This window comes from Micromonospora sp. CA-269861 (assembly GCF_050948505.1).
Lineage (GTDB): Bacteria > Actinomycetota > Actinomycetes > Mycobacteriales > Micromonosporaceae > Micromonospora.
The window spans coordinates 5,463,033-5,485,592 of the sequence record NZ_CP192014.1 but is presented as its reverse complement, the minus strand read 5'-3'; the positions used below and the strand labels follow the sequence as shown (position 1 = coordinate 5,485,592).

22 protein-coding genes and 1 tRNA gene are annotated in these 22,560 nt (G+C 72.1%); 14 read left to right on the top strand and 9 right to left on the bottom strand.

The genetic code is table 11. The annotated features are described in order from the left end of the window. Positions 1-7: 7 nt before the first annotated feature. Both ACQP0U_RS25030 and ACQP0U_RS25025 read right to left on the bottom strand, forming a co-directional pair. A complete protein-coding gene (locus ACQP0U_RS25030; protein ID WP_433311486.1) occupies positions 8-709 on the bottom strand; it encodes a response regulator in 702 nt (233 codons plus the stop codon). Further along, the gene (locus tag ACQP0U_RS25025; protein WP_433311483.1) at positions 706-1,890 is read right to left on the bottom strand and encodes a sensor histidine kinase; all 1,185 of its coding nucleotides are present in this window, start codon (positions 1,888-1,890) and stop codon (positions 706-708) included. Before ACQP0U_RS25025 ends, ACQP0U_RS25030 begins: the two co-directional genes overlap by 4 nt. Before the next feature lie 311 nt (positions 1,891-2,201). Here ACQP0U_RS25025 and ACQP0U_RS25020 point away from each other — a divergent pair, with 311 nt between their 5' ends. Next, entirely contained in the window at positions 2,202-2,531 is a 330-nt protein-coding gene (locus tag ACQP0U_RS25020; RefSeq protein WP_433311480.1) for a hypothetical protein, read from the top strand. A gap of 55 nt (positions 2,532-2,586) precedes the next feature. On the opposite strand, the gene ACQP0U_RS25015 is transcribed toward ACQP0U_RS25020, so the two are convergent. Then, positions 2,587-3,237 carry a hypothetical protein gene (locus ACQP0U_RS25015; protein ID WP_433311477.1) on the bottom strand — a complete coding sequence of 217 codons (651 nt, stop codon included), beginning with the start codon at positions 3,235-3,237 and terminating at the stop codon, positions 2,587-2,589. A gap of 252 nt (positions 3,238-3,489) precedes the next feature. On the opposite strand from ACQP0U_RS25015, the gene ACQP0U_RS25010 reads away from it, so the two are divergent. Next, the gene (locus ACQP0U_RS25010) at positions 3,490-4,095 is read left to right on the top strand and encodes a copper resistance CopC family protein (protein ID WP_433311475.1); all 606 of its coding nucleotides are present in this window, start codon (positions 3,490-3,492) and stop codon (positions 4,093-4,095) included. 149 nt (positions 4,096-4,244) lie between these two features. Here ACQP0U_RS25010 and gltX read toward each other — a convergent pair whose 3' ends face one another. The 3 genes from gltX to ACQP0U_RS24995 all read right to left on the bottom strand — a co-directional run bounded on the left by gltX (position 4,245) and on the right by ACQP0U_RS24995 (position 8,329). After that, positions 4,245-5,615: a glutamate--tRNA ligase gene (gene gltX / locus ACQP0U_RS25005; protein ID WP_433321105.1), complete on the bottom strand. Its 1,371-nt coding sequence runs from the start codon at positions 5,613-5,615 to the stop codon at positions 4,245-4,247. A gap of 90 nt (positions 5,616-5,705) precedes the next feature. Beyond that, a complete protein-coding gene (locus ACQP0U_RS25000; RefSeq protein WP_433311472.1) occupies positions 5,706-6,983 on the bottom strand; it encodes an MFS transporter in 1,278 nt (425 codons plus the stop codon). Then, positions 6,980-8,329: a GH1 family beta-glucosidase gene (locus tag ACQP0U_RS24995; protein ID WP_433311469.1), complete on the bottom strand. Its 1,350-nt coding sequence runs from the start codon at positions 8,327-8,329 to the stop codon at positions 6,980-6,982. The genes ACQP0U_RS25000 and ACQP0U_RS24995 overlap by 4 nt, the downstream gene beginning before the upstream one ends. 188 nt (positions 8,330-8,517) lie before the next feature. Here ACQP0U_RS24995 and ACQP0U_RS24990 point away from each other — a divergent pair, with 188 nt between their 5' ends. Continuing rightward, on the top strand, positions 8,518-8,964 hold the full coding sequence (locus ACQP0U_RS24990; protein WP_210783445.1) for an SRPBCC family protein: 447 nt from the start codon (positions 8,518-8,520) through the stop codon (positions 8,962-8,964). A 133-nt stretch (positions 8,965-9,097) separates the two neighbouring features. On the opposite strand, the gene aceE is transcribed toward ACQP0U_RS24990, so the two are convergent. Beyond that, positions 9,098-11,836: a pyruvate dehydrogenase (acetyl-transferring), homodimeric type gene (gene aceE, locus ACQP0U_RS24985; protein WP_433311466.1), complete on the bottom strand. Its 2,739-nt coding sequence runs from the start codon at positions 11,834-11,836 to the stop codon at positions 9,098-9,100. 178 nt (positions 11,837-12,014) lie between these two features. Between aceE and ACQP0U_RS24980 the strand changes: the two genes are divergently transcribed. The 10 genes from ACQP0U_RS24980 to ACQP0U_RS24935 all read left to right on the top strand — a co-directional run bounded on the left by ACQP0U_RS24980 (position 12,015) and on the right by ACQP0U_RS24935 (position 19,721). Continuing rightward, positions 12,015-12,482, top strand: coding sequence for a hypothetical protein (locus tag ACQP0U_RS24980; RefSeq protein ID WP_433311464.1), 468 nt, complete (start codon positions 12,015-12,017; stop codon positions 12,480-12,482). Positions 12,483-12,508: 26 nt separating this feature from the next. After that, positions 12,509-12,913, top strand: coding sequence for a YjbQ family protein (locus ACQP0U_RS24975; RefSeq protein ID WP_433311461.1), 405 nt, complete (start codon positions 12,509-12,511; stop codon positions 12,911-12,913). Positions 12,914-13,317: 404 nt separating this feature from the next. Next, positions 13,318-13,722, top strand: a complete 405-nt coding sequence (locus ACQP0U_RS24970; protein WP_433321103.1) for a MarR family winged helix-turn-helix transcriptional regulator — start codon at positions 13,318-13,320, stop codon at positions 13,720-13,722. 51 nt (positions 13,723-13,773) lie between these two features. Next, entirely contained in the window at positions 13,774-16,380 is a 2,607-nt protein-coding gene (locus tag ACQP0U_RS24965; protein ID WP_433311458.1) for a thiamine pyrophosphate-dependent enzyme, read from the top strand. Positions 16,381-16,492: 112 nt separating this feature from the next. Further along, entirely contained in the window at positions 16,493-16,930 is a 438-nt protein-coding gene (locus ACQP0U_RS24960; protein WP_030330240.1) for a DUF3052 domain-containing protein, read from the top strand. A gap of 111 nt (positions 16,931-17,041) precedes the next feature. Continuing rightward, positions 17,042-17,506: a peroxiredoxin gene (locus tag ACQP0U_RS24955; RefSeq protein WP_433311455.1), complete on the top strand. Its 465-nt coding sequence runs from the start codon at positions 17,042-17,044 to the stop codon at positions 17,504-17,506. 76 nt (positions 17,507-17,582) lie between these two features. After that, a tRNA-Val gene (locus ACQP0U_RS24950) sits at positions 17,583-17,657 on the top strand. Positions 17,658-17,708: 51 nt separating this feature from the next. Then, the gene (locus tag ACQP0U_RS24945; RefSeq protein WP_433311452.1) at positions 17,709-18,260 is read left to right on the top strand and encodes a DinB family protein; all 552 of its coding nucleotides are present in this window, start codon (positions 17,709-17,711) and stop codon (positions 18,258-18,260) included. Between the two features lie 91 nt (positions 18,261-18,351). Then, a complete protein-coding gene (locus ACQP0U_RS24940; RefSeq protein WP_433311449.1) occupies positions 18,352-18,900 on the top strand; it encodes a hypothetical protein in 549 nt (182 codons plus the stop codon). A 200-nt stretch (positions 18,901-19,100) separates the two neighbouring features. Then, positions 19,101-19,721 (top strand): HAD-IA family hydrolase, encoded by a 621-nt coding sequence (locus ACQP0U_RS24935; protein WP_433311447.1) that lies wholly within the window; start codon positions 19,101-19,103, stop codon positions 19,719-19,721. A gap of 13 nt (positions 19,722-19,734) precedes the next feature. Here the strand turns inward: ACQP0U_RS24935 and ACQP0U_RS24930 are convergent, their stop codons facing one another. Further along, a complete protein-coding gene (locus ACQP0U_RS24930) occupies positions 19,735-20,328 on the bottom strand; it encodes a Pr6Pr family membrane protein (protein ID WP_433311444.1) in 594 nt (197 codons plus the stop codon). On the opposite strand from ACQP0U_RS24930, the gene ACQP0U_RS24925 reads away from it, so the two are divergent. Beyond that, on the top strand, positions 20,300-21,313 hold the full coding sequence (locus ACQP0U_RS24925; RefSeq protein WP_433311441.1) for a phosphatidylglycerol lysyltransferase domain-containing protein: 1,014 nt from the start codon (positions 20,300-20,302) through the stop codon (positions 21,311-21,313). The genes ACQP0U_RS24930 and ACQP0U_RS24925 overlap by 29 nt on opposite strands. On the opposite strand, the gene ACQP0U_RS24920 is transcribed toward ACQP0U_RS24925, so the two are convergent. After that, on the bottom strand, positions 21,198-22,493 hold the full coding sequence (locus ACQP0U_RS24920) for a glycosyltransferase (protein ID WP_433311439.1): 1,296 nt from the start codon (positions 22,491-22,493) through the stop codon (positions 21,198-21,200). The genes ACQP0U_RS24925 and ACQP0U_RS24920 overlap by 116 nt on opposite strands. Positions 22,494-22,560 lie beyond the last annotated feature (67 nt).

The window sequence follows — 22,560 nt, the reverse complement described above, 5'->3', positions numbered from 1 at the left end:
GCCTGTTCTACGACACTGGGGGAGGGGACAGGCCCACCTCCTGGGCCAGGATCGCGGCCTGCACCCGGCTGCGCAGGTCCAGCTTCGCGAGGATCCGGCTCACATGGGTCTTGGTGGTGCTCTCCGCCAGCAGCAGCCGATCGGCGATCTGCTGGTTGGACAGGCCCAACCCGAGGCAGGCCAGCACGTCACGCTCGCGCGGGGTGAGGGTGCCCAGCGCGGCCCGGGCGTCCGCCGACGCGCCCGGTGCGGTGGCCGCGAACGCCGTGATCAGCCGGCGGGTCACAGTGGGCGCGATGAACCCGTCGCCCCGCGCCACCGTCCGCACCGCGCTGACCAGACCGTCGGCGTCGGTGTCCTTGAGCAGGAATCCGGCCGCGCCGGCCCGCAACGCCCCGAAGACGTACTCGTCCAGGTCGAAGGTGGTGAGCACCAGCACGTCGGCGAGCCCGTCGGTGACGATCGCCCGGGTCGCCCAGATCCCGTCCCGGTGCGGCATCCGCACGTCCAGCACCGCCACGTCGGGGCGCAGCTCCCGGCACAGCCGCACCGCGGCGTCGCCGTCGCCCGCCTCGCCGACCACCTCGACGCCCGGCGAGCCGTTCAGGATCAGGGCCAGTCCGGCCCGTACCGCCGGCTGGTCGTCGGCGAGCACCACCCGTACCGTCGCCGTGCCCGCGTCGCCCGGCGGCCGCGCCGGCCCGGTCACCCGCTCTCCCCGGTAGGCAGGGCGGCCCGCACCTGCCAGCGACCGTCGCGCGGCCCGGCGGTGAACCGGCCGGCCAGCAGCGTGGCCCGCTCCCGCATGCCGATCAGCCCGGCCCCGGCGCCCGGCAGCCCGGCCCCGCCCCGGCGCACCGGGTTCTCCACAGTCAGCACCACCTCGGCCGGCCGGTACGCGATCGTCAGCTCCGCCTCGCCCGTACCGTGCTTGAGCGCGTTGGTCAGCGACTCCTGCACGATCCGGTACGCGGCGAGGTCCACCCCCACCGGCAGCGCGCCCGGTGTGCCATCGGTCCGGACCCGCACCGCGAGGCCCGCCGCGCGAATGCGCTCGACCAGTCCGTCCGCCTCGGCCAGCCGTGCGGTGACCACCTCCGGCGTGGCCGGGCCGCCACCCGTCCTGGGCTCGCGCAGCACCTCGATCATCTGACGCATCTCCGCCAGCCCCTGCACGCTGCTCTCCCGGATCACCCGCAACGCCGACTCCACCTGACCGCGATCCAACCCGGGCACGGAGAGCACGGCGGTGGCGTGGATGGCCACCGCGCTCAGGTGGTTCGCGACCACGTCGTGCAGCTCCCGGGCCATCCGGGCCCGCTCGGCGCTGACCGCCTGCCGGCGGTCCAGCTCCACCAGCCGGGCGGTCTGCTCGGCCCGCGCCCGCTCGGCGGCGGCCTGGTCGCGGTACTGCCGCACGCTGATGCCGGTCAGGACCGGCAGCACACCGACGAGCACCACCAGCACCCCGAGCGCCGCCCCACGCCACTGGCCGTACCCGAGCACCCCGACGACCACCCCGACCACGCTCAGCGCCACGGTGATCCGCAGCAACCACCGCCACAGCCGGGGCGGGCCGTACACGCAGGCGTCGTAGAGCACCTGCGTGTAGACCAGGACCGTGCCCAGCGAGCCGCCCAGCACCGTGTCCACCACCAGCGCGCCGGTGCCCACGGCCAGGCTGGCGCGCGGCGCGACCCGCCGTAGGCCGACGGCGACGCACACCGCCACCAGCGGCGGCAGGAACAGCGCCGACGGCACCTCCACGTTCGGACGGACCTGCGGTTGCCAACCCAGGGCGTACAGCACCAGGCCGCCGGCCAGCGACGCGCCGGCCAGCACCAGGTCACGGCCGAGGGTGCCGGAGTCGAGCCACGGTGGCGGACGCATGCCCCGATCCCACCACAGCCGTCGCCCGTCGGACTCCGACCGGGGGAGGACCCCGACGCCACCGCCATGCGCCGAAAGGGGTACGCGGATGCTCTCCGACCGCCGGTGCGTCCAGCCGTGACGCGCCGGGTGAACGGTGCGGGAAGAAGCTGTGAACTGCGCGACCGGCTCCCGCGCTGAGCGGCGTCTTCGCGGACCGGCCGGTCCGGACCCCAGGTACGCTGCGCGCGGCCCGTCGGTCCCGGCCAGTACGGTGACAGGGCACCTCGGGGAGAGCACCCGAGGGTGAGGCGAGCGTGAGGAGACCGGGGATGGCGCACGGGGAGGCCGAGCACGGCTGCGCCCAGGGCGAGCCCTGCCGGCCGGGGCACCACGACCCGCAGGCGGCTGGCAAGCACCGCCGGGCGGTCGGCGGCGGGCCGGCGCACCCGGTGGAACCACTCGTCGGGCGTGCCGATGACGAGCCCGTGCTGCCGCGTCAGCGCTCCGCGGAGCCCGCCGGCCTCGCTGAGACCGACTCGGACTTTCCCGCTGGTTGCCTCAGCGAACTTCCCGGCTGGGCCGGGGCACATCGGCACGGCCCGGTCCGGCCGCGCCCACGGGCCACCCGCCGGGAGCGCCCACCGCGCCGCTGGTGCTGACCACCGCCAACGCGGCGCTGATCAGCGCGTACGACGGCTCAACGCGTACGACGGCTCAGCGCGTACGACGGCGGATCAGCAGGGCGATCCCGGCGAGGCCGACAGTGATGGTCAGCATCACGCCGACGTTGAGCAGCAGCAGGCGTTGCAGGTCGCTGAGCGCCTCGTCGAGGTCCTTCGCCGGGTCGAGCGTGTCCTCCGGGAGCACTCGCTCGCCACCGCCCGCGCCACCGCTGACCGTGTCGAACTGCCGCTCCAGCGGCACACCTGCGGTGCGCAGGGTCTCGGACATGCTGAGCCGACCCAGGAACCAGCCGGCGCTGGTCTTGCGGCCGTCCGGCTGCTTCGCCGGCCGATAGACGCGGGGGCCACCGATCGCCTTGGGATAGAGGTCGTACGTCTGCTTCGGCGTCTCGCCGGCGAGCACCACGACTGTGTATTTCGGACCGAGGTTGGCCGCCTTCGGACCGGTGGGCATGCCGGTGCGGGCGAGGAAGTTGACCTGGTCGATGACCGCGCCGACGAGGGCGGGCTCCTTGTCCGCGTGCATCCGCAGCGGCGCGGACAGCCCCGTGCCGGTGATGTCCACTCCGGCGGGTGCCGGCTTCGGCGCCGCCGAGGCCGAGCCGGCGGTGCCGAACGACAGCAACGCCGCCGACAGCGTGCCCGCCAACACGACGGCCAACCGCCTCATGTGTCGGACCATCCCGCCTCCTCGCCCCGTTCGATGGATGGCTTCGTCGTGACATTCGGACCAGCCTGCCGGTGCGACATCGACCAGATGGTCGCGTCCACTCCTACAGACTCCGCAGAACGTCGATGAGTTGCAGCTTTCGGAACAGTAATTGGAACTATCTGCGATCTCTGCTCGACTAATGAGGAGCCGTTTGATCAGCGGGCGGATCGTACCCTTACGGAGGGGTTCATGGGGGGCAGGGTTACACGTACGGTGCGGGTCATGCCAGTGGTGCTCGGCGTGGCGTTCGGTGTGTCGTTTCTGGTGCCGGCGACACCGGCTCTTGCTCACAACGAGCTGACCGGCAGCAACCCGCGCGACGGCGCCCGCATGGCGACGGCACCCGCCCGGGTCGAGCTGCGGTTCCTCGCCAAGCCGTCGCCGGCTACGACGAAGATCACAATAACCGGACCGGACAATGTGGTCGCTGGCGGGACTCCCGCCTTCGACGGCAGTCGGGTGCGGGTGCCGTTCAAGCCGGCCGCCGCGGGGCTCTACATCGTCGGCTACCAGCTCGCGTCGTCCGACGGGCATCCGGTGAAGGGCGAGGTGCGGTTCACCCTCACGACGGGCACCGCCGCCGACCCGTCCGCCTCGCCGTCGGCCGCTGCCGGCGCCAGCCCGACCGGGTCGCCCTCGGCCGTCACCGCACCCTCCACCGGGCCCGCGTCGGCGACACCTGGCAGCTCGACGGCCTCCACGGTGCCGGCCGCGTCGGAGCAGTCCGACTCCGGCGGTCGCTGGTGGATCTGGGCGCTCGGCGGCCTGCTGCTGCTCGCCGTACTCGGGGCCGGCCTCGTGTTCCGGAGCCGGCGCAGCGCTCGATGATCACCTGATCCCCGGTAGTTCAGGGCACACCCCTGAACCACCGGGCAACGCCCTGCCCCGCGATCTTGCACTTACTGTCCCGACACAAGGGGCATCCTGCTCACAGCGACAACCGAAACTGCAAGATCGGCGCGGCGAGGGGGGTGCGGTCAGACCAGGCGTAGGCGGGCGGCGCGGATTCGGGTCAGGGTGCGCTCGCGACCGAGCACCTCCAGCGACTCGAACAGCGGCAGACCCACGGTGCGGCCGGTGACCGCCACCCGCACCGGCGCCTGCGTCTTGCCGAGCTTGAGGCCCCGCTCGGCACCGACCGCCTCCAGCGTCGACTTCAGCGACTCGGCATCCCAGGACTCCAGCGCCTCGAACGCCGCGACGGCGTCGTCCAGCAGCTCGGCGGAGCCGTCCTTCATGGTCTTGGTCCAGGCGGCCTCGTCGATCAGCGGCGAGGCCAGGAAGAGGAAGTCGACGTTCGGCACGATCTCGCTGAGCACCGCGATCCGCGTCTGGGCCAGCTCCGCCACGGCCGCGAACGCGTCCGCGTCGAACTCCTCCGGCTGCCACGGTGGCGGCGCGATGGTCCCGGTGCCGGTCAGCCACGGCTGGCAGGCGTCGATGAACTCGGCCACCGGCAGCGCGCGAATGTACTCACCGTTGAACGCGCGCAGCTTCTTCTCGTCGAAGAACGCCGAGGAGAGGTTGACCTCGTCCAGCCGGAACTCGTCCTCGATGACCGACCAGGGAACGATCTCCCGGTCGCCGGAGGGCGCCCAGCCGAGCAGCATGAGGTAGTTGCGCATCGCGCCGGCGAGGTAACCCTCGTCGCGGTACGCCTCCAGGGCGACCTTGTCCCGGCGCTTGGAGAGCTTCTGCCGCTTCTCGTTGACCACCACCGGCACGTGCGCCCAGATCGGCGGCTTGACCCCGAGGGCTTCCCAGAGCAGCTGCTGCTTGGGGGTGTTGGGCAGGTGCTCCTCGGCCCGGATCACGTGGGTGATCCCCATCGTCATGTCGTCCACGACGTTGGCCAGCAGGAAGACCGGCGAGCCGTCGCCCCGGGCGATGACGAAGTCCTCGATGAGCTTGTTCTCGAACGTGGGCTCACCACGGATCAGGTCGACCACCACCGTCGCGCCCTCGTCCGGCGTACGGAAGCGCAGCGCGTGCCCCGGGCCGGGGCCGAGGCCACGGTCGCGGTGGTAGCCGTCGTAGCCCTGGTACTGCGAGCCGGTGCGGGCCTGCACGTCCTCACGGGTGCAGTCGCAGTAGTAGGCGCGGCCCGACTCGTACAGGCGCGCGGCGGCGGCGCGGTGCTCGCCCGCGTTCGCCGACTGGAAGTACGGGCCCTCGTAGCTGCCCCGGGAGATCCCGATCCAGTCCAGCGCGGAGAGGATGCCCTCGGTCCACTCGGGCTTGTTGCGCGCCGCGTCGGTGTCCTCGATGCGCAGCACGAACACGCCGCCCTGCTGCTTGGCGTAGATCCAGTTCTGCAGCGCCGAGCGGGCGCCGCCGACGTGGAACATACCGGTCGGGGAGGGGGCGAAGCGCACACGTACTGTCACGTCCCCCAGCCTACGGCGGTAGGCGACTGCTTTCCGCCACCGCCCCCTGGCTCACCGGACCGAACGGATCTTGACCACCAGGGCGCTGCCGAGCAGGGTGACCACGGCGGTGACCGCGTAGAGCGTGGGATAACCGCCCAGGTACACCACGAGCGGGGCGGAGAGCGCCGGGCCGAGCACCTGCGGCGCCGAGTTGGCGATGTTGATGACGCCCAGGTCCTTGGCCCGGTCGGTGGCCCGGGGCAGCACCTCCGTGATCAACGCGGCGTCCACCGAGAGGTAGACGCCGTAGCCGGCGCCGAGCAGCAGCGCCGCGACGATGGCCATCGGCCAGACCGGCGCGACCGCGAGCAGCAGTGCCGCCACCGCCATGATCAGCCCGGAGACGATCACGTAGATCTTGCGCCGGCCGGACCGGTCGGACATCCGGCCGGCGACCACCGCGGTCAGCATCATCCCGAGCGTGTAGAGCAGGATCAGCACCAGCAGACCGCCCTCGGGGTCGGGGTGGCGCACCCCGTCGCTGAGGAAGTACAGCAGGTAGAGGGTGCCCAGCGCGTTGCCGAGCTGGACCAGGAACCGGGTGATCCAGGCCCAGGCGAAATCCGGGTGCCGGCGGGGGCTGATCCACATCGAGGCCAGCAGCGCCCGGGCCCGGATCGCCGGCCGATGCGTACGCGGCAGGGGTTCGTCGGGGGTGAGCAGCGCGAACGGCAGCGACAGCAGCAGGATCGCCACCGCGATGGCCAGGTAGCCCGCGGCGTTGCCGGTGACCACTGCGGTGACCAGCACCGCGCCGAGCACCAACCCGAGCGCCTGCGGGATGCCCACCCACCCCGAGACACCTCCGCGCTGCCGTACCGGAACCCGGTCCGGGATGGCGGCGGTGAGGCTGGCCAGCATCGCGTTGAAGCAGACCTGCGCGGCGACCCAGCCGAGGGCGACCCCGAGGATGGTCCGCTGCTGGGCCAGCAGCACCAGGGCCGCCGCGCCGAGCACGGCCCCGCCCGCCGTCCAGACGTGCCGGCGACCGAGTTCGCGGCCGGCGATGCGCAGGCAGGTCCGGTCGGAGAGCGCGCCCGCCAGGGGATTGGCCAGCACCGCGGCCAGCGCACCGAGGCCGGTGACCACGGCCAGCATGTTCTCCTTGTCGCCGGGGGCGATCTGCTCGATCTGCTGCGGCAGCAGCACCTGGATGGGCGTGAAGAACGCCATCCAGACGCCGAGGTTGGCCGCGAAGATCAGACCGATCCAGCCGCGCCGCACCGGCGCCGTCGGCTCGGCGAGCGCCGCCGGCAGCGACGCCGGCGTCGGGTCGAGGGTGGTCACCGCGCCGACCCCGGCCGGCTGGCCGCGATCACGTCTCGCAACCAGGTGTACGACGACTTCGGCGTACGGGTCTGGGTGGGGTAGTCGACGTGCACCAGACCGAAGCGCTTGGTGAACCCCTCGGCCCACTCCCAGTTGTCCAGCAGCGACCAGACGAAGTACCCGCGGACGTCCACCCCGTCGTCGAGGGCCGCCCGGACCGCGCGCAGGTGACCGTCGAGGTACGTGATCCGCTCCGGATCCGCCACCTGGCCGTCGGAGTCGGGTGCGTCGTCGTACGCGCAGCCGCTCTCGGTGATCTCGATGGGCGGCAGCGCGTCGCCGTACGTGTCGCGCAGCCAGCCGAGCAGTTCGCGCAGCCCGTCGGGGGCCACCGGCCAGTCGAAGGCGGTACGCGGGTAGCCGTCCAGCGCGACGAGGTCGAACGGCAGGGGTGAACCCTCCTCCGCAGCCCGTACACCTGTGGGGTTGTAGTAGTTGACCCCGAGCACGTCGATCGGGGCGGCGATCGTGTCGAGGTCGCCGGGGTGGATGACGCTCGGGTCGAAGCCGGGCAGCTCCGGGTAGCCGCGGCCGAGCAGCGGGTCGGTGAAGAGTCTGTTGTGCAGTGCCTCGTACGCCGCCCCGGCGGCCCGGTCGGCGGCACTGTCGCCGAGCACCCGCACGGGCGAGTAGTTGTTGGCGATCGCCACCGGGCTGGCGGTGTGGGCTCGCAGGGCGGCGACCGCGAGCCCGTGCCCGAGCAGTTGGTGGTGGGCGACCGGGAAGGCGTCGAACAGCAGCATCCGGCCGGGGGCGTGCACGCCCATGCCGTAGCCGAGGCTCATGTGGATGAACGGCTCGTTCAGGGTGATCCAGAGCCGGACCCGGTCGCCGAGCCGGGCGGCGGTCTTCTCGGCGTACTCGGCGAACCGGGCGGCGGTGTCGCGGTGCAGCCAGCCGCCGGCGTCCTCGAGGGGTTGCGGCAGGTCCCAGTGGTAGAGGGTGGCGACCGGGTCGACACCGGCGGCCAGCAACTCGTCCACCAGGCGGTCGTAGAAGTCCAGGCCGGCCGCGTTCGCCGGACCGGCGCCGGTGGGCTGGATCCGGGGCCAGGCGATGGAGAACCGGTACGCGGAGACGCCCAGCCCGGCCAGCAGCGCCACGTCCTCGGTGTGCCGGTGGTAGTGGTCGCAGGCCGTCTCGCCGCTGGTGCCGTCGCTGATCCGCCCGAGGGAGTGCGCGAAGGTGTCCCAGATGGACGGACCTCGGCCGTCGGCAGCGGTGGCGCCCTCGATCTGGTGGGCAGATGTGGAGACGCCCCAGCGGAAGCCGGTGGGGAACTGGGGCATCGGTGCGGTCGACATGCGCCCTCCCGGTCAACGTGAAACGTGTTCGGGACTTTAAAGCGCTCTCGATGAATGCGCCATAGGCCGGTCTGGCGCAATACGCAATGGTTGATCGGCGTGTCTTTTTCCGAACCCGTCCGGGTAAGTCCGATTTAGCGCATAGAGTGCCGATATCGTGTGATGTCCTCACCGGAGGAAAGACGGAAATGATCCTCGTGGAACGTAGTGCGCACGTGGCGGCGCCAATTGAAGTGGTCTGGGATGTCGTGCAGCGGGCCGAGCAGTTGCCGGCCTGGCTGGCCGGGGTCCGCGCGGCCGAAGTGCTCTCGGGAGAGGGCTTCGGGCGGCGACAACTGGTCCAGGCGGGGCGCGGCTCGGCGCATGAGGCCGAGGTGATCGCCTACCAGGAGCCGACGCTCATCGGCTGGCGGGAGCGGGCCAAGGGCGCCGGATCTCGGGCGGAGGCGCGCACCGAGATCTACGTCCAGCTCACCGGAGACGAGGAGGAGGGCGGGACCATCGTGCGCCTCATCGTGGTCCGCTGGCCGGCCGGCCCGGTCAAGGCGGCAATGCTGCGCCTCGGACTGCGTCGGGTCGGCGCCGACCTGGAGGACTCGCTGGCCCGGCTCACCGACCTGGCCGCCGTCGGCTGACGAGCGCCCATCCTCCCGGCGTCACCCGCGACGGCGGTGGTCCGGATCCCCGCCAGGGCCCCCGGACCACCGCCACTCCGTACACCGAAAGGGCCCGGCGCGAGTGCGCCGGGCCCTCCTCAGTGGTGCGTGATCAGCTGTCGCCGCCGGTCTCGCCGACCGGGGCGGCGTTGACGTCGTCGATCGCGTACTTCTTGGCGGCCTCGGCCGGCACCGTGGTCGCCACCGCGCCGCTGCGGGCGAGCTGCCGCAGCGTTGCCACCACGATCGACTCAGCGTCGACGTGGAAGTGCCGGCGCAGCGCGTGCCGGGTGTCCGACATGCCGAAACCGTCGGTGCCGAGCGACGTGTAGTCGCCGGGTACCCAGCGGGCGATCAGATCCGGTACCGCGCGCATGAAGTCGCTGACCGCGACCTTCGGCCCGTCCGCGTCGGCCAGCTTCTGCTGGATGTACGGAACCTTCGCCTCGGCGCCCGGGTTCAGCAGGTTGTACTCCTCGGTCTCCACCGCGTCGCGGCGCAGCTCGGTCCAGGAGGTCACCGACCACACGTTGGCGCCGACCCCCCAGTCCTGGGCGAGCAGCTGCTGAGCCTTGAGCGCCCACTGCATCCCGGTACCCGAGGCGAGCAGGTTGGCCTTCGGGCCGTCGACCTGCGGTGCCGGCGAGTAGCGGTAGATGCCCTTGAGCAGGCCCTCCACGTCCACGTCGGCCGGCTCGGCCGGCTGCAGCGTCGGCTCGTTGTAGACCGTCAGGTAGTAGAAGACGTTCTCCTGCGCGTCCCCGTACATCCGGTGCAGACCCTGCTCCAGGATGTGCGCGATCTCGTACGCGAACGCCGGGTCGTACGCGACCACCGCCGGGTTGGTGGCGGCGATCAGCAGCGAGTGCCCGTCCTCGTGCTGCAGGCCCTCACCGTTGAGCGTGGTCCGACCCGCGGTGGCGCCGAGCAGGAAGCCCCGGGCCATCTGGTCGGCCGCGGCCCACAGCCCGTCGGCGGTCCGCTGGAACCCGAACATCGAGTAGAAGATGTACATCGGGATCATCGGCTCGTCGTGCGTGGCGTACGCCGAGCCGGCCGCGGTGAACGAGGCCACCGAACCGGCCTCGTTGATCCCCTCGTGCAGGATCTGCCCGGAGGTCGACTCCTTGTACGACAGGAACAGCTCGCGGTCGACCGAGGTGTAGCGCTGGCCGTGCGGCGAGTAGATCTTCGCGGTCGGGAAGATCGAGTCGAGACCGAAGGTGCGGGCCTCGTCCGGGATGATCGGCACCCAGCGCTTGCCGAACTCCTTGTCCTTCATCACGTCCTTGAGCAGACGGACGAAGGCCTGCGTGGTGGCCACCTTCTGCTTGCCCGAGCCGCGCTTGATGTCGGCGAACCGCTCCGGACCGGGGATGGCCAGCCGCTTCGTGCTGGTCCGCCGGGACGGCAGGTACCCGCCGAGCTGCTCGCGCCGGTCCTTCAGGTACGCCAGCTCCTCGGACTTCTCGCCCGGGTGGAAGTACGGCGGCAGGTAGGGGTTGTCCTCCAGCGCCGAGTCCGGGATGTCCAGGTAGAGCCGGTCGCGGAAGGTCTTCAGGTCCTCCAGCGTCAGCTTCTTCATCTGGTGGGTCGCGTTGCGACCCTCGAAGTGCGAGCCGAGCGTCCAGCCCTTGATCGTCTTCGCCAGGATGACGGTGGGCTGACCGGTGTGCTCGGTGGCCGCCTTGTAGGCCGCGTAGAGCTTGCGGTAGTCGTGCCCACCCCGCTTGAGGTTCCAGATCTCGTCGTCGCTGAGCGGCTCGACCATCTTGCGGGTCCGAGCGTCACGGCCGAAAAAGTGCTCCCGTACGTACGCGCCCGACTCCGCCTTGTAGGTCTGGTAGTCGCCGTCGGTCGTGGTGTTCATCAGGTTGACCAACGCGCCGTCGGTGTCCGCGGCGAGCAGCGGGTCCCACTCGCGGCCCCAGACAACCTTGATCACGTTCCAGCCGGCACCCCGGAAGAACGCCTCCAGCTCCTGCATGACCTTGCCGTTGCCCCGGACCGGGCCGTCCAGCCGCTGCAGGTTGCAGTTGATCACGAAGGTGAGGTTGTCCAGTTCCTCACGGGCGGCGACGCCGATGGCGCCGAGCGTCTCCGGCTCGTCCATCTCGCCGTCGCCGAGGAACGCCCAGACGTGCTGCTGGGAGGTGTCCTTGATGCCGCGGTGCTGCAGGTACCTGTTGAACCGGGCCTGGTAGATCGCGTTCAGACCGCCGAGGCCCATCGAGACGGTGGGGAACTCCCAGAAGTCCGGCATCAGCCGAGGGTGCGGGTACGAGGGCAGCCCACCACCGGGGTGCGACAGCTCCTGGCGGAACCCGTCGAGCTGGTGCTCGCTGAGCCGTCCCTCCAGGAACGCCCGCGCGTACATGCCGGGGGAGGCATGGCCCTGGTAGAAGATCTGGTCGCCACCGCCCGGGTGGTTCTTGCCCCGGAAGAAGTGGTTGAAGCCCACCTCGTAGAGCGACGCCGAGCTGGCGAAGGTGGAGATGTGCCCGCCGACGCCGATCTCCGGGCGCTGCGCCCGGTGCACCAGCATGGCGGCGTTCCACCGGACGTACGCCCGGATCCGCCGCTCGACGTGCTCGTCACCCGGGAACCAGGGCTCGCGTTCGGACGGGATGGTGTTGATGTAATCGGTGGTGGTCAGGGGCGGAACCCCGACCTGGCGCTCACGGGCCCGCTCCAGCAGGCGCAGCATGACGTAGCGGGCGCGTTTGGCGCCGCGTTCGTCGATGACACCGTCAAGCGACTCGACCCATTCGCTTGTCTCTTCAGGGTCGATGTCCGGAAGCTGGCTCGGTAGGCCGTCGCTGATCACCGGGCGCTTGCGTTCCGTAGCCACAGGCGTTCCCTCGGTTGTGTGTGGGATAGGTCTCTAGCGCCATCCTGCCCCCTGGTGGCACCCCTCGTCACGTCTAGGTCCCCCCGACGCGATGCTGAACACAGGTACTCGTCGGTAACTTAGCGCGACGGCCGCGTGGAACCTGAGCGGTTTGACCGCCACTCCTACCGTCAGCACCATGAACAGACGCCATGTCGCGGTCGCCGCGAGCATGATCGTTGTCGGGCTGGTCGGCCTGGTCATCGGCGCGGTCGGCCTCGCCTCCGGCAGCCTGCCGATGGTGGGACTGGTGGCCCTCGGCGCCCTGTTGGCAGTGCTCGGCGCGGGCCTGCTGCGAGACGCGATCCGCGCGGCCCGTCTCGGCGGCCAGGCCGGCCGTCGTCGCCGTCCGGACACGGGCGGCGGGTACGGCCTCTACGCGATGCCCGCCGGGGACGCCGGCAGCGGGCACGTCGGCCGCCAGCGGGACGGCGACCACGACAACCCCGACGGTACGGAACCGGTCGGCGGCAGTGGCGACTCCGGGGGAGGTTGGTCCGGCTGGGGCTGGTCCAGTGGCGACTCCGGCGGAGGCTGGTCCGGCGGTGACTCCGGTGGGGGCTGGTCCGGTGGCGGCGACTCCGGTGGCGGTGGCGGCAGTTCCTGACCTCCCGCTGCGGCAGAATGCGACGTATGCGCAGCGACGTGATCACCGTCCAGACCGGGTCCCGGCCGACCGTCCGCGACATCACCGCGGAGGCCCAGCAGTTCGTCTCAGGCGAGGGCGACGGCCTGCTGCACGTCTTCGTGCCGCACGCCACCGCCGGCCTGGCGATCATCGAAACCGGGTCGGGCTCCGACGACGACCTGCTCAGCGCGCTGAACGACCTGCTCCCCACCGAGGACCGCTGGCGACACCGACACGGCTCACCCGGCCACGGTCGCGACCACGTGGTGCCGGCCTTCATCCCGCCGTACGCCACCCTGCCGGTGCTCGGCGGCCGGCTGGCGCTGGGCACCTGGCAGTCGATCTGCCTCGTCGACACCAACGGCGACAACCCGACCCGCCAGGTCCGCTTCTCCTTCCTCCCCGGCTAACCCCCCACCCCGCGCCCGCGCCTCGCGCCTCGCGCGCGCGCCTAGATCGTGCTCGATCCTGGATGTAGTGGGATCGGGGGCGCGGGAGGCCACTACATCCAGGATTCTGTGCGAGGCGGAGGGCCGTAGCCCGTCTGCCGGCTGATCGCCACCTGGCGCAGCCGTCCCCATGTCAAGATCCGCGCAACTTCCCCGAAACTGCTGCCTGAACTCGTGCTGAGGCAGCAGTTTGCCTGATGTTGGGCTGGGGACCGGTGTGGCCCGTCTGGAGGATTTGCCCGGACCTGATCGCTGAGCTGCCCGAACGGCGTGCTGCGTACGATGTGGTCGTGACGCGGCAGGTGGGTTCCGCAGTGGGCGGGCCGGTGGATCGGGCCGGTCTCGCCGTCGACGTGGTGCGGCGGATGGCGCACGTCACCGACGCTGTGCGACACCGGCAGGGCTCCGCGTTCGCCGAGCTGGGGCTCACCCCGGCGGCGGCCCGGGCGCTGCACGAGTTGGACCCGGACCGCCCGCTGCCGGCGCGGGATCTCGCCGGTCAGCTGGGTTGCGACCGGTCGAACGTGACGGTGCTTGTCGACAAGCTGGAGCAGGCCGGGCTGGTCGAGCGCCGCACCGACCCGACGGATCGGCGGCAGAAGACGCTGCTGGTGACCGAGGAGGGTCGTGTCGTGCGGGCCCGGGTGATCGAGGTGATGTCCGACTCCCGACTCCTGTCCGGGTTGAGCGACGAGGAGCTGGACATCCTTCGTGACCTGGTGTGGAAGGTGTCCGATGGTGGCTGTCCGGAGTCCTTCGGGCCGGAGTGAGCGCACCCCCGCCGGCCGTGTCCCACTGGGCGAGCAGGGCTTCCGTCGGTAATGCTGTCCGACGTGACCACCCCGCAAGATCTCGACGACCGGTTCCGGGAGACGCTGGCGGCGCTGCCTGCCGCCGAGCGGCGGCGTGACCCCGCCGACCCGGTCACCGACGACGCCCCACTGACCGGCGCACAGGTGCTGGACCTGTTCGACGCGCAGGTGACCAGCCGGCAGCTCGACCTGGCCGGCCGTTGGTTGCGCAGCTTCGGGGAGGGTTTCTACACGATCGGCTCGGCCGGGCACGAGGGCAACGCCGCGGTCGCCGCAGCGCTGCGCCCCACCGACCCGGCGCTGCTGCACTACCGCTCCGGCGCCTTCTACTGTCTCCGTGCCGCCCAAGCCGCCGTCGATCCCGCGCTGACCGCCGACCGAGCGCGGTCTGCTGACCCGGCGCTGACCGCCGACCGAGCGCGGTCCGCTGACCGAGCGCAGACCGGCGATTCAGCACTGACCGCCGACCGAGCGCCGGCCGCCGACCCGGCGCTGACCGGCTCTGAGCCGTCCGCCGACGCTGGATCGACTGTCGACGGCGCGTCGACCCGCCCCGAGCCGACCGCCGATCCGCAGATGTCCGAATCGGAGCCGTCCGGGCACGAACCGACCTCGGCAACCGTGGCCGCCAACTGGTTCGCGCCGTACGTCGACGCGGCCCGGGACGTGCTGCGCGGGATGGTCGCGTCCAGCCTTGAGCCGATCGCCGGGGGCCGGCACAAGGTGTTCGGCCGGGCTGACCTGGCGATCGTGCCGACCACCTCCACCATCGCCTCGCACCTGCCCCGCGCGGTCGGGATGGGGCTGGCCGTCGAGCGGTTGCGCCGGCTGGACAGCGCCGGACGGCGTACCGGGGCCGGGGTGCGGGTCGGCAGTGGCGCGGGCGCCGCACACGCCCCCTGGCCGCCGGACGCGATAGTGGTCTGCTCCTTCGGCGACGCCTCCGTCAACCACGCCAGCGCCACCGCCGCCTTCAACACCGCCGGGTGGTACGACCACGCCGGGCTGCGGATCCCGGTGCTGTTCGTCTGCGAGGACAACGGGTTGGGCATCAGCGTCCGTTCGCCGGAGGGCTGGGTCGAGGCGACCCTGCGGGCCAAGCCGGGCATCCGCTACTTCAGCGCGGACGGGGCCGACCCGGTGCAGACGTACGCGGTGGCGGCGGAGGCCGCGGCCTGGGTACGGCGCAACCGGCGGCCGGCCGTGCTGCACCTGCGCACCATCCGGCTGATGGGGCACGCCGGGGCGGACGCGGAGTCGGCGTACCGGAGCCCGGCCGAACTGGCCGAGGACCTGGAGCGGGACCCGGTGGCCGCCACCGCGCGGCTGCTCGTCGACGCCGGCGTGGCGACCGGCGAGGAGTTGCTGGCCCGGTACGACGAGACCGGTTGGCAGGTACGCCGGCTGGCCGAGGAGGTGCTGGGCGAGCCGAAGCTGGCGTCCGCGGCCGACGTGGTGTCGGCGCTGGCGCCTCGCCGTCCGGTGCGGGTGGCGCGGGCGGTGGCCGACGCCGCGGCGCGGGCCAGCGGGCCGGGCGCGGGCGCTCGGGCGGAGGCGTTCGGCGGCAAGCCCCCGGAGCTGGTCGGGCCGATGACGCTGGCACAGAGCATCAACGCCGCGCTGGCTGACGGGATGCTCGACCACCCGCAGATGGCGATCTTCGGTGAGGACGTGGCCGCGAAGGGCGGCGTGTACGGGGTGACGAAGGGGCTGCGCGACAGGTTCGGGGCGGCCCGGGTCTTCGACACCCTGCTCGACGAGACGTCGGTGCTCGGGTTGGGTCTGGGTGCCGGGCTGGCCGGGATGCTGCCGGTGCCGGAGATCCAGTATCTGGCGTACCTGCACAACGCCGAGGACCAGCTGCGCGGTGAGGCGGCCACCATGCGGTTCTTCTCGCAGGGGGCGTTCCGCAACCCGATGGTGGTGCGGGTGGCGGGCCTCGCGTACCAGGAGGGGTTCGGCGGGCACTTCCACAACGACAACTCGGTAGCCGTACTCCGGGATGTGCCAGGTCTTGTGGTCGCGGTGCCGGCGCGGCCGGACGATGCCGCGCCCATGCTGCGGACCTGTCTGGCGAGCGCGGCGGTGGACGGCAGTGTCTGCGTGTTCCTGGAACCGATCGCGCTCTACCACACCCGAGATTTGTACGCGGCTGGTGACGGGGAGTGGTTGGCCGGCTATCCGGAGCCGGGCGGGTGGGTGGCCGGGCACGTGCCGATCGGGCGGGCCCGGGTCTACCGGGTCGGCTCGGCGGACGACCTCACCATCATCACGTTCGGTAACGGGGTGCGGATGTCGCTGCGGGCCGCGGCCGTCCTCGCTGAGGAGGGGGTGGGCACCCGCGTGGTCGATCTGCGCTGGCTGGCCCCGCTGCCGGTGGCTGACATCATCCGCGAGTCCTCGGCGACCGGCCGGGTGCTGGTCGTGGACGAGACGCGCCGCTCCGGCGGGGTCGGCGAGGGCGTGATCGCCGCGCTGGTCGACGCCGGATATGTCGGTGCCGCGCGTCGAGTGGCGGGAGTTGACTCGTTTGTACCATTAGGTCCGGCAGCACGTCACGTACTGGTCTCCGCGGAAGCCATTACCGACGGTGCCCGTACGCTGCTGGCACGGTAAATTCCGTTCCACCCGGTGCGCCACTTGCGCGCAGACCAACAACTGTGTGGACTTTGCCTGACGGCGTCGCACCGACGCCGCGAGCAGGGACGAGATGAGGAGGCACGCGACAGTGAGCGCGACCGCTGGTCAGGCCGCCGACGGGGTACGCAGCCTGGCGGACCGGTTCGGGATCGAACCGGGGATGGTCGTCATGGAGATGGGGTACGACGACGACGTCGACCAGGATCTCCGAGACGCCCTGACCGACCGCTGTGGAGATCTGGTCGACGAGGACACCGACGAGGTGGTCGACGCCGTGCTGGTGTGGTACCGCGACGGCGACGGTGACCTTTTCGAGCTGCTCGTCGATGCCCTCGGCCCGCTGGCCGACAACGGCGTCGTGTGGCTGCTCACCCCGAAGGCGGGGCGTGAGGGGCACGTCGAGCCGAGCGAGGTCGCGGAGTCCGCGCCCACCGCCGGCCTTCAACAGACCTCGACCGTCAACGCCGGCCGGGACTGGAGCGGCGCACGCCTGGTGCTGCGTCGAGGGGCCAAGGCCAAGAAGTAGCCGGCGCCGCTCAGCTCGCCCGACGGTCCGCCCACCGCCGGGTAGCAGGCTGGTGCCGTCCACCCGACTCGACGCCGTCGCCGGCGTGGCCGAGCAGCGAGGAGAGTTCGCATGCCCATCGAGGTTGGTGCCGAAGCGCCGGACTTCGTGCTCAAGGACCAGAACAACCAGGAGGTCCGACTCTCGGACTTCCGGGGCAGGCGCACCGTGCTGCTGGTCTTCTACCCGCTCGCCTTCACCGGCACCTGCCAGGGCGAGCTGGGCGAGGTGCGAGACAACCTCGGCGAGTACGTGAACGACGACGTCCAGGTGCTGACCGTCAGCGTCGACTCGGCCTACAGCCACAAGATCTGGGCCGACCGCGAGGGCTACCAGTTCCCGATGCTCGCCGACTTCTGGCCGCACGGCGCCGTCGCCCAGGCGTACGGGGTCTTCAACGACGTGGCCGGCTTCGCCAACCGGGGCACCTTCGTCATCGACAAGACCGGCGTGGTCCGCTTCGCCGAGATGAACGGCCCGGGCGAGGCCCGCGACCAGCAGGGCTGGCGCAAGGCCATCGCCGAAGCGGCCAGCTGACCGGGGTACGCCGTGCGCCCGGGTCGGTGGCGGGCAGGTAAGCTTGCCAGCCACCGGCCCGCCACACGGGCGATCCGGGCGCGTAGCTCAGTGGGAGAGCACCCGCCTTACAAGCGGGGGGTCGCAGGTTCGAAACCTGCCGCGCCCACCAGCACCAACTCAGCCTGGCCTGCCCCGGCAGGCTTCCGTAACCTCGAACCCCATGACGCACCCGGACGACAACGGTCACCCCGAACCGCCGATTGCGGGCGACGAGACCTCCACCCTGCTGGGCTCCCTGGACCGCCAGCGCGCCACCCTGGCCTGGAAGACCGGTGGGCTCGACGCCGCCGGCCTGCGGGCGACGCTCGGGCCGTCGTCAATCACCCTGGGCGGGCTGCTCAAGCACCTCGCCTTCGTCGAGGACTTCTACTTCTCGCTGAAGCTGTCCGGGCGCTCGCCGGGTCAGCCGTGGGAGACGGTCGACTGGGACGCGAATCCCGGCTGGGACTGGCAGTCGGCCGCCGAGGACACCCCGGAGCAGCTCTACACGCTCTGGCGGGAGGCGGTTGCCCGCTCCCGTGCGACGGTGGCGGAACTGCTGGCCGACGGCGGGCCGGAGCAACTTGCCCGGGGCGATTGGCCGGACGGCGAGGTGCCGAGCCTGCGGCGCATCCTCATCGACCTGATCGAGGAGTACGCCCGGCACGTCGGTCACGCCGACCTCATCCGGGAGTCGGTGGACGGGCTCACCGGCGAGGACCCGCCGCGCTGATCACGCGCCGTGTGTGCACGGGGAGCCCGAAACGCCGCACAGCCGGACACCGCTGTACGGGCCACGGCGGCAGCACCGCCATGATGTGCGGGTGCAGGACACCGTCGCCGTAGCGTTGATCACCTCATTGTCCACCCTGGCCGCCGCGGCCCTGACCGGGTTGGTCGGCGCGCTCAGCACCCGTCGGCAACTGGCCCACCAGCTCACCGTCGCCAGACAGGAGAGTGTCGAGCGCCGGGCCACGCGTCGGGACGAGTTGCGGCGGGACGCGTACGTCGGGTTCCTGAGCGCCTGCGACCAGGCGTACCGACAGTTGGACCGGCGGTGGCTGGACGCCGGCGGGGGTGGGCCGGTGCCCGGCTACGACGAGGCGTACGCGACCATGCGCGCCGTGGACGAGGCGTACAACCTGGTGTTGCTGGAGGGCCCGGCGGAGATCGCGGTGGCCGGCCGGGCCGTGTTGACAAGCCTCACCACGGAGTACGCCGACCAGCGCCGACTCGGTGACGAGCCGGGCGACGGGAGCGCTCCGCTGCGCGACCGGCACCGGGAGGGCTGGCTCGCGGCGATCGAGGTACGGACGAAGCGCCGGATCGCGTTCGTCGACGCGGTGCGCGCCGTGTTGGGTCACGACGGCTGACGAGTCGGTCCCCACCCGACGCGGCCGGTTGAGCAGTACGGCATCGACGGCCTGCCGACCCGGCGGGCACCCAAGATCCGCGCAACATCACGGATCCTGCTGCCTCAACGGCTGGGCAGGCAGCAGGATCACCGAAGTTGCGCGGATCTTGCGAGGTGGGGGAGGGTGGCGGCCGTACCGTCGATGCGGGGAGCGTGGTCGTGGAACTGGCGGGTATTGGCGCGGTGCTGTTCGACATGGATGGCACCCTTGTCGACTCCGACGCCGCCGTGGAGCGGGCCTGGGAGCGGTGGGCCGCCGAGTACGCCGTCGACCCGGCGGCGGCGCTGGCGATCGCGCACGGCAGCCCTGCCGACCGGACCATCCGCCGGCTGCTGCCCGCGCTCGACGACAGCATGGTCGCCACCGCCGCGGCCCGACAACTCGCGTTGCAGTACGACGACCTGTCCGACGTGACGGCCACCCCTGGGGCGTACGACCTGCTGGACGTGCTGGCCCGGCTGGGGTTGCCCTGGGCGGTGGTGACAAGCGCCGACGCGCGGCTCGCCGAGGCCCGGCTCGGTGCCGCCGGCATCAAGCCGCCGGTGCTCGTCACTGTGGAGGACGTCAGCGTCGGCAAGCCGGACCCGGAGGGCTATCTGCGGGGCGCGGAACTGCTGGGCGTACCCGTGGCGCGGTGCCTGGTCGTCGAGGACGCCGAGGTCGGCCTGCGGGCCGGGCGGGCGGCCGGGGCGATGACCGCCGCGTTGAAGGGGCTCGACGGCGACCTGCGTCTGCACGACCTGGCGCAACTGGCACGCCAGTTGGAGCCGACCCCCTGAACCGCCCGCACTGTCAACCGGTGCTCCGTCTGGTCAGGCGGACGGCGGTCAGGGCGATCAGCAGCAGGGTGACGGCGAAGAGCACGGCGTTGAGAACCACTGTGGGATAGCCGAGTCGGGGCACGTCGAGGAACGGGTAGAGATAGCGGTCCTCGGCGCCGCCCATGGCTCCCCGGACCAGGATCACCGTCAGCCACAGCAACGGGTAGCCGAGCAGGCTGACCGCGTACGCCGGACGGAGCGCGACCCGGGGCCGGCTCCTGAGCCACTGGGCGGCGGCCAGCGGCGGCGCCACGGCGTGCAGCAGCAGGTTGCCGGCGTCGGAGACCAGCCCCCGAGCCTCGGGCGTCGCCACCATGGCGTAGCCGCTCCACGGATTGGCCAGCACGAGGGCGAAGACCAGGCCGGTGCCGACGAGGTAGACGGTGAAGGCGGTGCGCAACCGGTCACCGCAACCGACCAGCAGCACCACCAGATAGGCCAGGTTGACCTGCACGGTGAAGTAGAACAGCAGCTCGACGAGGTCCTCACGGGCGGCGACTCCGGCGAGGACCAGCCCGACGGCGACCACCATCGCGGTGCTCATCCGCAGGACCCGGTCGGCCACCGGCGGACGCTACCATCGTCGCATCGATGAACGCCACGACGAGCTGCGCCGCGTACGCCGGATCCTGACCGCCGACGCCGACCGGGAGCCGGATGCGGCGCTCGCGCTGCTCGGCGACAAGCGGTTCCACTTCTCGCCGTCGGGGGCCAGCTTCCTGATGTACGGGGTCTGCGGCCGGTCGTGGATCGCGTTCGGTCCGCCGGTGGGGCCGACCGCCGAGCGGTACGAGCTGCTCGCCGACTTCTGTGCGTCGGCGCGGCGGGCGGGCCGACGCCCTGCGGTGTACCACGTCGGCGATTCGCTCCTGCCCGAACTGCGCCGGTTGGGTCTCGCGGTGCACCCGGTGGGGGAGTCGGCGAGCGTGCCGCTGGCCGACTTCGCCCTGAGCGGGCCGGAACGCGGGGCGTTGCGCCGCAACTGGCGGCGGTTGGCCCGCCGCGCCGACCTGTCGTTCGCGGTACTGCCCGGCGTGGGCCTGCTCGACGAGCTGCGCCCGGTCTCCGACGCCTGGTTGGCCGGTCGACCCGACATGTCGTTCTCCCTCGGCGGGTTCGTCCCCGCCTACCTGGCCGGGTTGCCGGTCGCGGTGCTGCGCCAGCGCGACCGGGTGGTGGCCTTCGCAGCGCTGCTGCCGACGCCCCGCCGGTGGGGTGTGGACCTGCTGCGGTACCACCCGGACGCACCGCCGACGGTGATGGACCATCTCCTCGTCGAGGTGCTGCACGCGGCCCGGGAGCGGGGCCTGGCCAGTGTGGAGCTGGGGTTGGCCCCGCTGTCCGGGCTGACCGGCGCGGACCCGCTCTGCCGCCTGGGTCGGGGGGTGTACACGCACGGCGAACGCTTCTACCGCTTCCGTGGGCTGCGCCGGTTCAAGGCGAAGTTCGCTCCGACCTGGTCTCCGCGTCACCTCGCCGCGCCCCGGGGATGGCAGCTCCCGTTGGTCCTGGCCCAGGTGGGCCGGCTGTCGTCGCGTCCGCTGGGCTGACCGGCGGCAGCGTCGCGTACAGCTTGACCAGCTCGGTCAGGTAACGCTCGGCGGACCAGTTCGCCGCTGCCGCCAGCCCGTCCCGGATCACTGCGGCGCGCAGCTCCCGCTCGGTCAGCAGCCGGGTGAGCAGCGCCCCGAACGCCGCCGGCGTGGGCTCGGCGACCGGCCGGGTGGTGCCGGTGCCGGGCCGCTCGGCGAGCAGAGTGTCCACCATGGCCACCGGCAGTTCGTATGTTTCGGCCTCGGCGAGCACCAGGCCCTGCGTGTCGGTGGTGGAGGTGAACGCGAGCACGTCCGCCGCCCGGTAGAAGGCGCCGACCCGCTGGCGTGGCACCGGCCGGAGCAGGTGCAGCGCGCCGGTGACCCCGTACCGGCGGGCCATCCGGCGGATCGCGAGCCGGTGCCGCCGGGCGCCGAGCAGCACCAGCCGGGCGGCGGGCAACTCGCGGCGGACCTGGGCGAACGCGGCCAGCAGCAGCTCCGGGTTCTTCTCCGGCGTGGCCCGGCCCACCGCGAGCAGCACCGGCGCGTCCGCCGGGATGCCCAGCCGGGCCCGCAGCCGCCGCCGGTCGTCGGCGTCGGCGAGCGGCGCGGCGGCCGGGGTCGGCAGAACCACGATCGGGGTACGCCCCGCCATCGTCGCCATCATCGTCGCGGTCTTCGGCGACGGGGCGATCAGGACCGTGCTGTGGGCCAGCAGGGTGCGCGCGAGCGCCGCCAGCCGGGTTTGTCGACCGGGCCCGGGGCGGGCGAGCGCCCACAGGTCCCGGGCTCGCCACCGCAGGCCCAGCCGCAGCCCGGCGTACGCGGCCCCGATCGGGATCTCCGGGTAGTGCGCGGCGTACGCGACGAGGTCGGTGTGCCAGGTCAGCACGGTCGGTACGCGCCGGGTGGCGGCCCAGCGCAGGCCGGCGACGCCGAGCGGGCCGGTGGTGTGCACGTGCACCACGTCGGCGGGTGCGCTGGGCGGCCGGGGCAGCGCCAGCCGGTACGGCCGGGTCGGCACCGACAGCGAGGGCACCTCGCCCGGTCGGCGGTGACGCCGCAACGGTGGGCCGGGGCAGTACAGCACGACCCGGTGCCCGGCGGCGCGCAGGAGCGCCACCGTGATGCCGACCGAGGTGGCCACCCCCTCCGGGTTGGTGAGGTGGCTGTCGCTGACATGGGCGATCCGCACGGTTCCATCGTCGCTGGGCCGCGCACCCCCGCGCCGTCCCGTCCGGCGCTGGGCGGGGAACCCGTTG